This window comes from Streptomyces sp. NPDC058326, assembly GCF_042879855.1.
Classification (GTDB): domain Bacteria; phylum Actinomycetota; class Actinomycetes; order Streptomycetales; family Streptomycetaceae; genus Streptomyces.
In genome coordinates this window covers 59438-71801 of sequence record NZ_JBHVZO010000005.1, presented here as the reverse complement: position 1 = coordinate 71801, position 12364 = coordinate 59438, and the positions used below count along the sequence as shown (strand labels likewise).

Genomic DNA, 12364 nt, shown 5'->3' with positions numbered 1-12364 from the left:
AAGCAGCCTGACGATCCTGCTGCACCGCCTCCCGCTCCCGGAGTACCCTTCCTTGATCGTTGTCGGACCGGTCGACACGGGCGTCCAGGAGCAGAAGGCGGTGCGCGGGTGAGCTCGGGAGGTCTGGAGCTGCCCCCAGGTGATGCGGGTCGCGAGGGGGGTCCCGCCGACCCCGCGGAGACGCCGCCGGGCGTGGTCGCGCCGGGCGCCGTGCCGCCCGGCACGGTCACCGTCACCCGGCCCGTGGAGATCGGGGCGGAGCTCGACTGGGGCGCCGAGGCCTGGAGCGAGGTCCGCACCCGCGCCCAGCGCGCCGGACGGGCCTACATCTGGCTGAATCTCGTCGAACAGCGGCTCCGCGCCGTGGTCGCCGCCGTCCTCCGGCCCGTGTACGAACCCGTGCACGGCGACGAGTGGGTGGTGGCCGCGGCCGGACCCGCCGGCCAGGAGTGGGTGCAGCGGGCGGTCGCCGTGCGCGAGGTGTCACGGCGCAAGGGCTACCTCCTCGACCCGGCCGACGACAACGTGCTGAGCTTCCTCACCCTTCCGCAGCTGCGGGAGCTGATGGTGCAGCACTGGCCCTGCTTCGAGCCCTACTTCGACGACCGGCGCGAGGTCGAGCTCGCCCTCGACGAACTGGAGGTCACGCGGAACGTGGTCTCCCGCAACAGGGCCCTCTCACTGACCGTGCTCGCCCAGTCCGAGCGGGCCTCCGCCCGCATCCTGGAGATCCTCGGCAGCGGCGCCGGGGTGCCGTCCGCCGACCGGCTGCCCGTGGACGCGGTCGAGGATCTCGTCGGCGACCGGTACGCGGACGTGGTCTCCGTCCATCCCGACCGGGTGCGGCTCCAGCGGCAGCTTCCCGCCGAGGACCTCTTCGGCGGGGCCCGCCGCCTCGACGCCACCGGCATAGGTCTCAATCTGCTCGTGCAGAACTTCTCCGGCCGCCGCATGGTCCGGCTCGCCGAGTCCGGCTGCCGGACCCGGCTCCTGTTCCTCAACCCCGCGAGCAGCGCGGTCAAGCGCCGTGAGCGCGAACTCGGCCTCAAGAAGGGCGAGCTGAGCCGCTCGGTCGAGATGAACATCCTGCACATGCGCCGGGTCCGCTCCAAGCTCCGCGACCCGGGCGCCTTCCAGATCCACGTCTTCGACGAGACCCCACGCTTCACCGCCTATCTGGTCGACGGCGACGGGCCCGACGGGGTCGGCGTCGTGCAGTCCTACCTCCGCCGGGCCCGGGGCATGGAGGCACCGGTCCTCGTGCTGCGCGGCGGCGGGCGGAACGTGGTGCGTCACGGCCAGGGGATGCGTGACGGCGATCACGGACTTTTCGAGACATACCGGGAGGAGTTCGAGTCGGTCTGGCTCGACTCCCGGCCGGTTTCCTGACCCCTGGGGCCCGTCCGCGCCGGGGGACCCGGCGGCGTTGTCAGTGGTGCGTGCGAGGGTGGTCAGCACCACGGGGGAGATCACGTAAGGAGGACCCGATGGCTTGGCATGGGGAACCACTGGTCGGCTTCGACCTGGAGACGACCGGCACCGATCCGCTGGAGGCCCGGATCGTGACGGCCTCGATCGTCGGATTCCACGGCGGACGGGTGGTCCGGCAGCGCGACTGGCTCGCCGACCCCGGCATCCGCATCCCCGAACAGGCCTCCGCCATCCACGGCATCAGCAGCGAGCGGGCGGCCGCCGAGGGCCGGCCGGCACGGGAGGTCACCGACGAGATCGCGGAGACCCTGACCGGCTACTGGAAGCAGGGCGTCCCGGTCGTCGCGTACAACGCCTCCTTCGACCTGACGCTCCTCTCCGCCGAACTGCGCCGCCACGGACTGCCCTCGCTGAGCGAGCGCCTCGGCGGCGCCGGCATCGGGCCCGTCGTCGACCCGTACACCATCGACCGGGCCGTCGACCGCTACCGGCGCGGCAAGCGGAACCTCGAAGCGGTCTGCGGGGAGTACGGCGTGGTGCTCGAAACCGCCCACCAGGCCGCGGCCGACGCGCTCGCCGCCGTCCGGGTCGCCGTCGCGATAGCCGAGCGGCACCCCGAGGTCGCCGCGATGAACCCGACAGAACTCCACGAGCGCCAGATCGGCTGGTACCGCGCCTGGGCCGAGAACTTCCAGGCCTTCCTGCGCCGCAAGGGCGACACGGAAGCGGTCGTCGACTCCGTCTGGCCGCTGCGCGGTCCGGTGGCCACGCCCGTCGGCCAGGAGTTCTCCTTCGGACGCTAGGAGTTCTCCTTGAGGAAGGAGAGCAGCAGGTCGTTCACCCGCTCCGGTCGTGGTTGGCCTCCAGCCGGGCGAGCAGCTCAAGCAGGTCGCCGATGTGCTTCGCCGGGTGGTACGCCGCCGGGCCGCCCTCGGGGCGGTACACCCCGTTCGATCCAGGCGGGTCCGCCGGAGAACATGATGTCAGAACGGGTACCAGCGCACCTCGGGGTCACCGTCCCGCAGCGAGGCGACCCGCCGCTCGAATTCGGCCAGTGCCTTCGGGTTGGCCGGCGCGTGCTGCGCGACCCACGCGCAGCTCGCCGTCTCCCGCGCCCCGCGCAGCACCGCGCACCCCTCCCACTCGCGGACGTCCCAGCCGTACGCCTCCGTGAACGCCTCGTACGCGGCCGGGGCGAGTCCGTACCGGTCACGGGAGAGCGCAAGGACCACCAGATCGTGCTCGCGCAGGTCCGAGGAGAAGGTCTCCAGGTCCACCAGGACCGGGCCGTCCGGACCGACGTGGACGTTACGGGGGAGGGCGTCACCGTGGATCGGACCCGGCGACAGACGCGGGGTCAGGGCGGCCGCCGCCGGGGCGAAGGAATCACGCCGCTCCCGCAGGAACGCCGCGTCCGCCGGGTCGATCGCTTCCCCCGCGAGCCGCAGCCACCGCTCGACCCCGCCCAGCAGCTCACGGCGGGGGAGCGTGAACCCCACCGGCTCGGGCAGGGCGTGGACGGCCCGCAGCAGCGGGGCGAGATCACGGGGCTCAGCGGGCCGCACCGCCTCGGGCAGCCGATGCCAGAAGGTCACCGGATGCCCCTCGACCAGACGCGGCTTCTCCTCGGCGGCCCGCACCGCCGGGATCCCCGCGCCGGCGAGCCAGCCGGCGAGCGCCACCTCCCGCTCGGCCCGCTCGAACAGCTCCGCGTCCCGGCCCACCTTCACGGCGAGATCGCCCACGGTGAAGACCGCGTTCTCCCCGAGAGCGAGCAGCCGTGCCTCCGCGACCGGCAGCCCCGCCGCAGCCAGGATCTCCCGCGCCCGCGCCTCGTCCATCGACCTCTCCCTCACCTGTGCGTTTGAGCCAAAGTCTCGCATCCACGCAGCTCACCGCGCAGGTCGCCTTGACGGCTTCTGGGTCCCTCAGGACCATGGCGGGATTCCCACGGCGGTGCCGGGGGAGGGCGGACGGGGGTCGGATCGGTGAGCTCGGTGACCGCGACGAAGCGGCCGGACGGCACGCGCACACCGCGCTCCGCCCACGGGACACGCCCGCGCGGCCCCGACTTCGGTGCCTGGTTCCTGGTGCTCCCGGCGCTCCTGCCCATCCTGGTCCTCAGCGTCGGCCCGCTGCTCTACGGCATCGCGCTCGCCTTCACCGACGCCCAGTCGGGCCGCACCCAGTCCACCCGGTGGGTGGGCACCCTCAACTTCCAGGACCTGCTGCACGACACCCTCTTCTGGGACTCGTTCCGGATCGGCGTGCTCTGGGCCGTCGGCGTCACCGTCCCCCAGTTCCTGCTCGCCCTCGGCCTCGCCCTCCTCCTCAACCAGAACCTCCGCCTCCGCTGGCTGGCGCGGGCCCTCGCCATCGTCCCGTGGGCGATGCCGGAGGTCGTCGTCGGCATCATGTGGCGGCTCGTCTACAACCCCGACGCCGGCATCCTCAACGAGACCCTCAGGAACCTCGGTCTCGGCGAGGGCCACGACTGGCTCTCCGGCCTCGCCACCGCCCTGCCCGCCGTGATCGTCGTCGGCGTCTGGGCCGGCATGCCGCAGACCACCGTCGCCCTGCTCGCCGGACTTCAGAACACGCCGAAGGAGCTCCACGAGGCCGCCGCCCTCGACGGCGCCGGGGCCTGGCGGCGCTTCCGCGCCGTCACCTGGCCCGCCCTCAGACCGGTCGCCCTCGCCATCACCGCGCTCAACCTCATCTGGAACTTCAACTCCTTCGCCCTGGTCTACGTGCTGACCAGCGGCGGACCCGGCGGCCGGACCCGGCTCCCCATGCTCTTCGCCTACGAAGAGGCCTTCCGCTACGGACAGTTCGGCTACGCCGCCGCGATGGGCTGCGTCATGATCGCCGCCGTCTCGGTGCTCATCGCCCTCTCTCTCGTACGCCGGCTGAAAGGGGACCAGGACCGGTGAGCGCACTCCGGACGAGCAGACCCGCGCGGATCGGCCAGTACCTCGCCCTCCTGGCGTACCTGGTCTTCCTCGCCTTCCCCTTCCTCTGGCTGGTCTCCACCGCCTTCAAGCCCGCTCCTGAGCTGGCCTCGCTCCACCCCACCTGGATCCCGAAGGACCCCACGCTCGCCAACTTCCGGCAGGCCTTCGACGAACAGCCGCTGCTCAGGGCCGCCGCGAACAGTCTGATCGCCGCGGTCTCCGCCGCCGTGATCGCGGTGGCCGTCGCCACCCCGCTCGCCTATGTGACGGCCCGCCACCGTGGCCGGCTCGCCTCGGCCGCCACCGGCTGGGTGGTGATCAGCCAGGCCTTCCCCTTCGTCCTGGTGATCATCCCGCTCTTCCTGATCCTCAAGAACCTGCACCTGATCAACAGCGTCCTCGGCCTCGTCCTGGTCTACGTGGTCTGGTCGCTGCCCTTCGCCCTCTGGATGCTGATGGGATACGTCCGGGCCGTCCCCGCCGAACTGGAGGAGGCCGCCGCCGTCGACGGCGCCGGGCGGCTCCGTACCCTCGTCTCCGTCACCGCCCCGCTGCTCGTCCCCGGCATCGTCGCCACCGCACTCTTCGCCTTCGTCACCGCGTGGAACGAGTTCTTCTTCGCTCTCGTGCTCCTCAAGACCCCGGAGAAGCAGACCCTGCCGGTCGTCCTCACCCACTTCCTCGGCGCCGAGGGCGTCGCCGACCTCGGACCGCTGGCCGCGGCGGCCTTCCTCGCGACGCTGCCGTCCCTCGTCGTCTTCGCCGTCCTCCAGAGACGGATCACCGGCGGGATGCTGGCCGGGGCGGTGAAGTCATGAGACGGGTCCTGACCGCCGCCGCCGCGCTCCTCCTGCTCCTCACCGGCTGCGCCGCCGGGGACGAGGGCCCCGACGACGGAGTCGTACGGCTCCGCTTCCAGTCCCTCGCCTGGCAGAAGGAGTCCGTCGACGCCAACCGGCAGCTGGTGAAGGAGTGGAACGCCGCACACCCCGACGTCCAGATCGACTACGTCCAGGGCAGCTGGGACTCCGTCCACGACCAGCTCCTCACCTCCTTCGAGGGCGGTGAGGCACCCGACATCATCCACGACGCCTCCGACGACCTGGCCGACTTCGCCTACGGCGGCCACCTCGCCGATCTGCGCACCCTGCTGCCCGAGCGGCTCCGCGCCGACATCCCCGCGCGCAGCTGGGAGACGACGACCTTCGGCGAGGGGATCTACGGCGTGCCGTTCCTCCAGGAACCGCGTGTGATCATCGCCAACCGGAAGATCCTGGAATCCTCCGGGGTCCGCGTCCCCACGCCCGAGAAGCCCTGGAGCTGGAGCGAGTTCCGGCAGATCACCCAGGACCTCACCCGCGCCATGGGCCCCGGCGGGTACGCCGTCGCCTGGCCGCTCAAGGAGCCCGTCTCCGTCAGCCTCAACCTCGGACTCTCCGCCGGAGGCCGGCTCTTCCACCGCGAGGACGACGGCCGGGGCACCGTCCGCTTCACCGAGGCCGACGCCGTCGTCCCCGGCACCGTCCACGACCAGGTCGTCACCGACCGCACCGCCCCGCGCACCACCCTCGGCAGCGGCGGCTCCGACACCCTGCCGGGCTTCTTCGCCGGTAAGTACGCCATGGTCCCGCTGGGCTTCGCCTACCGGCAGCAGATTGCGCAGCAGGCCCCCGAGGGCTTCGAGTGGACGGTGCTGCCCGCCCCCGCCGGGAGCGCGGGGCTCACCCAGGGCGTCTCCCCGCAGACGCTGTCGATCGCCGAGGACAGCCCGTACAAGAAGGAGGCGGCGGAGTTCCTCGACTTCTTCCTCCGGCCGGAGAACATGGTGCGGCTCGCGCGCGGCGACTGGATGCTGCCCACCGGAGCGGCGGCCCTCGCCCACCCCTCCCTGCACACCCCCGAGGACGGCTGGGCGACCGGCGCGGCGCTCGCCGCGCATCTGCGGCCCGCCCCTGCGCAGTCGGTGCGGGGCTATCCGGAGTGGAAGGACAAGGTGGCGACCCCCGCCTTCCAGGAGTACTACAGCGGCGCCATCGACGCGGCCGAGCTGAGCCGCCGGCTTGTGGTGGACGGCAATCGGGTGCTCGCCCGCTATCAGCGCAAATGATGGATTCGTCGTTACGAAACCTTGTTGAATAAGTCACAGATGGGTGACGGGTCTTCTCCCAGATCGCTCCCATCGGCGAGGGTTCGAACCGGCCACCGTGCCGCCCCCCACGAGGCGCGGTGGCCGCTCTCGGTCCGGTTACCAGCTCTGCCAGGGGCGCGCGTGGTGCCACAGGCGGTCGGCGCTGTTGGTGGCCCGGTAGAGGAAGATGGCGCTGTGGACGGCGCCGATGACCTCTGCAGCGGCGGCGTACTTGGGGGCGTCGGCCGGACGCAGGCTCCACCAGCCGGTCGCGGTGCCGCCCGGGTCGGCGGAGGGAAGGTCGGTCTGCCCGGCGACCATCCGCCAGGACTGGGCGGGGTTGCCGGCGTCGCAGGTCTTCATGACCACCCGCACGCCGACCGCCGGAGCGCCCTGGGTCGCCAGACACGTGCCGGCGGTCTCGTTGCGGATCTGCCGGGTGCCGTCGCCCTGGTCCTCGAACCGCCAGGTCAGGCGGCGCTGAGGCTGAAGATCACGGCGGCGGCCAGCGTTCCGCGAAGACGTGCGATCGGTCGAGTGCGCATGGGTGTTCCTTCCGGACGGGCCGCGTACGGCGGCCGGTACAGGGCAGGCCCGCCGGCTGCTCCGAGCTCCGCACCGCCGGACAACGTCCTGCCGAACCTCACTCGCCAGGTGGAATGCGATCCTCCACACGGGCCCTGCGCAGTGCATGCCCGGTCATCGCACCGCCATCGCCGAGTGGCATGCACCCGCCACCAAACCACCCAAGAAGGCGATGTCGACGGAATTCCGGCACGGTCCCCCCACCCCCGCGCCGCTCGAACCCCCGCCGGCCCCCGGCGCCCACCCGACTTCGAGGCCGCCGTCCCGCTCTCCCCTAAGGTGCACCCATGGCGAAGACATACGCGGCCCTGCTCCGCGGCATCAACGTGAGCGGACACCGCAAGGTCCCGATGCCGGAACTCCGGTCCGTCCTCGAAGGCCTGGGCCACACGAACGTCCGCACGTACCTCCAGAGCGGGAACGCCGTCTTCACCACCGACTCCGCCGCCGGCGAGGACGAACTCACCACCCAGGTCGAGGACGCGATCGAGCGGCACTTCGGCTTCCGCGTCGACTGCCTCGTCCGCGACGGCGCCTACCTCGCGGCCGTCGCCGACGCCTGCCCGTTCCCGACCGCCGGCATCGAGGGCAAGCAGCTCCACGCCTTCTACTTCTCCGGCCCCGCCGACCCGGAGCGCTTCGCCGCCATCGACCAGGAGGCCCACCGTCCCCAGGCGTTCGCGCTCGGCGACCGGGTGCTCTACCTCTACGTCCCCGAAGGCCTGGGCAGGTCCAAACTGGCCGAGGTCGTCACCCGGCCGTCCGTCGTCAAGGGCCTGGTGGTCACCGCCCGCAACTGGAACACCGTGGTCAAGCTGGTGGAGATGACACGGGAGGCCTGACGGCAGAAGTGGCCCGGCCGGAGGGCCTCCGATTGGCCCAGGGAAGCAGGCCACTCGCTGGCTAGATTCAGCCGTATGACGACCACCGAGACCGCGTCCCGTCCCACCGTCGACTTCTTCTTCGACCCCGCCTGCCCCTTCGCCTGGATCACCTCCCGCTGGATCCTGGAGGTCGAGCGGCACCGGGACATCGACCTCCGCTTCAAGGCCATGAGCCTGTACCTGCACAACGAGGGCAACACCCTGCCCGACTGGTACCGCGAGCTCGTCGACGCCTCGATCGGACCCGTCCGGGTCGCGGTCGCCGCCGCCGCACAGCACGGCGAGGAGATCCTGCGGCCGCTCTACACCGCGTACGGAACCCGTATCCACGAACAGAAGCGGAAGGACTTCGACGCCGTCGTCGAGGAGTCCCTCGCCGAACTCGGCCTCCCCGCGGCCCTCGCGAAGGCCGCCCACGACCCGGCGTACGACGAGGACGTCCGCCGCAGCCACGAGGCCGGCAGGGAGCCGGAAAGCGAGGGATACGTCGGCACCCCGACGATCCACGTCGACGGCACCGTCTGGTTCGGCCCGGTCCTCCGCGCGATCCCGCGCGGCGAGAAGGCGGCCGAACTCTTCGACAGCTTCCGCGTCCTGGCCGCCCACCCCGACTTCTTCGAGCTCAAGCGGACCCGCACCGGCGGACTCGACTTCGGCTGACCGGCCGTCGGGGCCGGGAGCCCGCTCAGGCGGTACGGGCGACCTGGCGGCGCGCCGAGTGGGCCCCGTCGTACCGCTCCAGGAGGAGCCGGGCCAGTTCGGGGGAGGGGCCGAGCACGTCCGCGAGGACGTCCGCCCCGCTCGCGCCCGCCGCGATGCGGTCCGGGAGGCGACCCGGCGCGATCACGTACGGGGCGACCGCCACCCGGCACACGCCGTCGGCGCGCAGGGCGCGGACCGCGTCCTCGGTCCTCGGAAGAGATGCGGAGGCGAACGCGGGCCGCACGGAGCACCAACCGGTGCGCCGCAGCTCCCGCGCCGTTTCTGCGATCACCGCGATCGCCTCCGGGTCGGTGGAGCCCGCCGAGGCCAGGACGACCCCGGTCGCGCTCTTGTCGCCGGGCGTGAGCCCGGCCTCGTACAACCGCCGTTCCACCGCCGAGATCAGCAGCGGCGAGGGGCCGAGGACCTCCGCCTGGCGGACCCGCAGGGACGCGGGCGCCTGGCGCAGCACGGCGGGGATGTCGGCCTTGGCGTGGAAGGCCCGGGTCAGGAGCAGCGGCAGCGCCACCACGTCCCGAACCCCCTCTGCGGCGAGCCGGTCGAGCACCCCCGTGACCGACGGCAGGTTGAAGTCGAGGAACGCCGTCTCCACCCGCAGCCCCGGCCGCAGCGCACCGGCCCGGCGCACAAGCGCCTGGACGGTCGCCGCGTGCCGCGGGTCGCGGCTGCCGTGGGCGATGACGAGGAGGACAGGGCGGTTCACGATCCGGCTCAGCCCTTCGTGAGCAGGCCGCGGCGGCGCAGCACCGCGCGCTCCAGCGGGCTGAAGATCAGCAGGTCGATGGCGATGCCGACGACCAGGATCAGGATGATCGCCAGGAAGATGCCGGCCATGTCGATGTTGTTGCGGCCGTTCTCCAGGAGCTGGCCGAGGCCGAGGCCCAGGTCGGGGGAGGAGGCGATGATCTCCGCGGCCATCAGCGAACGCCACGAGAACGCCCAGCCCTGCTTCAGGCCGGCCAGATAGCCCGGCAGCGCCGCCGGCATCACGATGTGCCAGGCGCCCTTGAGGCCCGTCGCGCCGAGCGTCTGCCCGGCCCGCAGGAAGAGCGGCGGGACCTGGTCGACACCGGCGACGAGGCCGTTGGCGATCGACGGGACGGCGCCCAGCAGGATCACTGCGTACATCATGCTGTCGTTGAGGCCCAGCCAGAGGACGGCGGGCGCCACCCAGGCCACCGAGGGCAGGGACTGGAGTCCGGCGAGGATCGGCCCGATCGCGGCGCGCACGAACTTCACCCGGGAGACGAGGAGTCCGAGAGGGGTGCCGATGGCGAGCGCCAGGAGGAATCCGAAGAGGGCCCGGGACACGCTGGTCCACAGGACGTCGAGGAGCGTGCCCTCCAGCCACATCGTGGTCAGGCTGTCCCACACCGCGGACGGGGCGGGCAGCTTGTACTCGTCGGTGACCTTCAGGGTGACGAGCAGCTGCCACACCAGCAGGACGAGCACGACGGCGACGACCGGCGGCAGCACCTTCTTGAGCAGGACCTCACGGACCGGGGTCCGCTGGATCTGCACGCTGTCCAGGGCGTCGAGACCGGCCTCCAGGCCGGCCAGGTCGTCGGCCTTGCGTGCCTTCGGGCTGGTTTCAGTGCTGGCCATGACGGCGGATCTCCCCACGCAGGTGCTCGGTGATCTCGAGGGACAGCTCCGCGACGTCGGAGTCCTCGATGCGGCGCGGCTGAGGGATGTCGATGGTCCACTCGTGCGCGATCCGGCCCGGCCGCGAGGAGAGGAGGACGACACGCTCGGCGAGGCGTACGGCCTCCCGCACGTTGTGGGTGACGAAGAGCACCGACAGCTTCGTCTCCCGCCAGATCCTGGTCAGCTCGTCGTGCAGCACGTCCCGGGTGATGGCGTCGAGCGCCGCGAACGGCTCGTCCATCAGGAGGAGGTCGCTGTCCTGCGCGAGCGCGCGGGCCAGCGCGACCCGCTGGCGCATGCCGCCGGACAGCTCGTGGACCCGCTTGCCGTACGAGCCGCCGAGCCGGACCAGGTCGAGCAGCCGCTCGGCCTCGGTCCGCCGCTCGGTCTTGGGCACCCCGCGCAGCCGCAGGGCCAGTTCGATGTTCTTGCCCGCGGTCAGCCACGGGAACAGGGCGTGCTCCTGGAACATCAGGGCCGGCCGGCCGCCGGGGGTCTCGATGGACCCCACGGACGGCCGGTCGAGCCCGGCGACCAGGTTCAGCAGCGTGGACTTGCCGCAGCCCGAGGCGCCCAGGAGGGTGACGAACTCGCCCGGGGCGACATCGAGCGAGATGTCGTCGAGGACGAGCTGCCCGCCGGCGGGACCGCCGAAGGACTTGGAGACATGCTGGATACGGGCGGCATGGGTCACCGCCACACGGTCCTCGGCCTTGGCGATCGTCGCGGTCGTGGCCATGGTCGTCACCTCCTGGGGATCAGCTGCGGACTGTTACTTCGCGCCGAGACCGGCGTCGGAGACCTCGGGCTGCCCTGCGGCCCTCAGGACCTTGTTGAGCGGCTTCAGGTCGTAGATGCCGGAGAGCTCGGGCTCCTCCAGAAGACCGGCCTTCACCGCGTGGCCGGCCTGCGCCCGGAGCGTGGCCGCCAGCGGGTCGTCGGTGAACCGGATGGACGGCCACGCGGCGTCGATCACCTTCGCGCCGAGCGCCTTGCCCGAGAGGTCCTTCAGCTTGGCGTTGGCCGAGGCCTTCGCCCTGTCCGGGTTGGCGTTGATCCACGCGTTGGTCTTCACCGTGCCGCGCAGGAACGCCTCGACGACGTCCGGGTGAGCCTTCAGGAACTTCTGCGACACGATGATGTTCGTGATCACGAACTTCTTGTCCGGCCACAGGTCGGACTCGTCGAGCAGGACCTTCGCCCCGTCGCTGACCAGCTTCGACGCGGTCGGCTCGGGCACCCAGGCACCGTCGACGGCGCCGGAGGCGTAGGCGTTCGGGGCGACCTTGTTGTCCGTGCGGACCACCGAGACGTCGCCCTTGCCGCTCTCGGCGTCGACCTTCCAGCCCTTCTCGGAGATCCAGTTGAGGAAGGCCACGTCCTGCGTGTTGCCGAGCTGCGGGGTGGCGATCCTCTTGCCCCTGAGGTCGTCCACGGTCTTGATCTTCGCCGGGTTCACCACGAGCTTCACACCGCCGGAGGCGGAGCCGCCGATGATCCGCAGGTTCGTGCCCTTGGTCTTGACGTAGCCGTTGATGGACGGCGAGGGGCCGATGAAGCCGATGTCGATCGAGTCGGCGTTGAGCGCCTCGATCTCGGAAGGGCCGGCGTTGAAGGTGGTGGGAACCAGCCTGGTGCCGCCGAGCTCCTTCTGGAGGATGCCCTCCTGGTCGCCCACGAGCGCGGTGGCGTGGGTGAGGTTGGGGAAGTACCCGAGCCGTACGGTGTCGGCGGAGAGCTTCGCGCCCTCGGCTGCCACCTTCTTCTCGTCGTTCTTGGCCTGGGATCCGTAGCCGCAGGAGGCGAGTGCGCCGATCAGCAGCGGCAGAGCGGCGGCGGCGGCGAGACCGCGGCGCAGGGTGGTCCGGGTGGTGGCAGGCACGGGAGGTTTTCCCCTCGATTCAGCGTTTTCGAAGTCTGCGTCTATGTCGTTCGGAGTGGAGCGGGGTCGCGCTGCGCATGCGGCGCGCCGAGGTCAGCACGCACATCGCGCCACACCTCCCCGGCCCGCG

At 71.6% G+C, this 12364-nt stretch carries 13 protein-coding genes; 7 read left to right on the top strand and 6 right to left on the bottom strand.

Annotated elements, in window-relative coordinates:
• The first annotated feature begins 108 nt into the window (after nt 1-108).
• Both ACFVYX_RS11875 and ACFVYX_RS11870 read left to right on the top strand, forming a co-directional pair.
• Entirely contained in the window at nt 109-1389 is a 1281-nt protein-coding gene (locus ACFVYX_RS11875; protein ID WP_389681185.1) for an SAV2148 family HEPN domain-containing protein, read from the top strand.
• Between the two features lie 98 nt (nt 1390-1487).
• Entirely contained in the window at nt 1488-2234 is a 747-nt protein-coding gene (locus tag ACFVYX_RS11870) for a 3'-5' exonuclease (RefSeq protein WP_389681184.1), read from the top strand.
• Nucleotides 2235-2414: 180 nt separating this feature from the next.
• On the opposite strand, the gene ACFVYX_RS11865 is transcribed toward ACFVYX_RS11870, so the two are convergent.
• Nucleotides 2415-3272: a phosphotransferase enzyme family protein gene (locus ACFVYX_RS11865; RefSeq protein WP_389681183.1), complete on the bottom strand. Its 858-nt coding sequence runs from the start codon at nt 3270-3272 to the stop codon at nt 2415-2417.
• A 147-nt stretch (nt 3273-3419) separates the two neighbouring features.
• Here ACFVYX_RS11865 and ACFVYX_RS11860 point away from each other — a divergent pair, with 147 nt between their 5' ends.
• From ACFVYX_RS11860 to ACFVYX_RS11850, 3 genes are read left to right on the top strand one after another with little or no spacing between them, the layout of a single operon-like run.
• Nucleotides 3420-4364, top strand: coding sequence for a carbohydrate ABC transporter permease (locus tag ACFVYX_RS11860; RefSeq protein ID WP_389681182.1), 945 nt, complete (start codon nt 3420-3422; stop codon nt 4362-4364).
• Nucleotides 4361-5203 (top strand): carbohydrate ABC transporter permease, encoded by an 843-nt coding sequence (locus tag ACFVYX_RS11855; RefSeq protein WP_389681181.1) that lies wholly within the window; start codon nt 4361-4363, stop codon nt 5201-5203. The genes ACFVYX_RS11860 and ACFVYX_RS11855 overlap by 4 nt, the downstream gene beginning before the upstream one ends.
• Nucleotides 5200-6492 (top strand): ABC transporter substrate-binding protein, encoded by a 1293-nt coding sequence (locus ACFVYX_RS11850; RefSeq protein WP_389681180.1) that lies wholly within the window; start codon nt 5200-5202, stop codon nt 6490-6492. The genes ACFVYX_RS11855 and ACFVYX_RS11850 overlap by 4 nt, the downstream gene beginning before the upstream one ends.
• A 138-nt stretch (nt 6493-6630) precedes the next feature.
• On the opposite strand, the gene ACFVYX_RS11845 is transcribed toward ACFVYX_RS11850, so the two are convergent.
• Nucleotides 6631-7206 (bottom strand): RICIN domain-containing protein, encoded by a 576-nt coding sequence (locus ACFVYX_RS11845; protein WP_389681179.1) that lies wholly within the window; start codon nt 7204-7206, stop codon nt 6631-6633.
• A gap of 179 nt (nt 7207-7385) precedes the next feature.
• Here ACFVYX_RS11845 and ACFVYX_RS11840 point away from each other — a divergent pair, with 179 nt between their 5' ends.
• Nucleotides 7386-7940, top strand: a complete 555-nt coding sequence (locus tag ACFVYX_RS11840; RefSeq protein ID WP_389681178.1) for a DUF1697 domain-containing protein — start codon at nt 7386-7388, stop codon at nt 7938-7940.
• A 75-nt stretch (nt 7941-8015) separates the two neighbouring features.
• Nucleotides 8016-8642: a DsbA family protein gene (locus ACFVYX_RS11835; RefSeq protein WP_389681177.1), complete on the top strand. Its 627-nt coding sequence runs from the start codon at nt 8016-8018 to the stop codon at nt 8640-8642.
• 25 nt (nt 8643-8667) lie between these two features.
• Here the strand turns inward: ACFVYX_RS11835 and ACFVYX_RS11830 are convergent, their stop codons facing one another.
• From ACFVYX_RS11830 to ACFVYX_RS11815, 4 genes are read right to left on the bottom strand one after another with little or no spacing between them, the layout of a single operon-like run.
• A complete protein-coding gene (locus ACFVYX_RS11830; RefSeq protein ID WP_389681176.1) occupies nt 8668-9408 on the bottom strand; it encodes a sirohydrochlorin chelatase in 741 nt (246 codons plus the stop codon).
• A gap of 8 nt (nt 9409-9416) precedes the next feature.
• Nucleotides 9417-10310: an ABC transporter permease gene (locus ACFVYX_RS11825; protein WP_389681175.1), complete on the bottom strand. Its 894-nt coding sequence runs from the start codon at nt 10308-10310 to the stop codon at nt 9417-9419.
• Nucleotides 10297-11091, bottom strand: coding sequence for an ABC transporter ATP-binding protein (locus ACFVYX_RS11820; RefSeq protein ID WP_389681174.1), 795 nt, complete (start codon nt 11089-11091; stop codon nt 10297-10299). Before ACFVYX_RS11820 ends, ACFVYX_RS11825 begins: the two co-directional genes overlap by 14 nt.
• A gap of 33 nt (nt 11092-11124) precedes the next feature.
• The gene (locus tag ACFVYX_RS11815; RefSeq protein WP_389681173.1) at nt 11125-12234 is read right to left on the bottom strand and encodes an aliphatic sulfonate ABC transporter substrate-binding protein; all 1110 of its coding nucleotides are present in this window, start codon (nt 12232-12234) and stop codon (nt 11125-11127) included.
• Nucleotides 12235-12364: the final 130 nt, after the last annotated feature.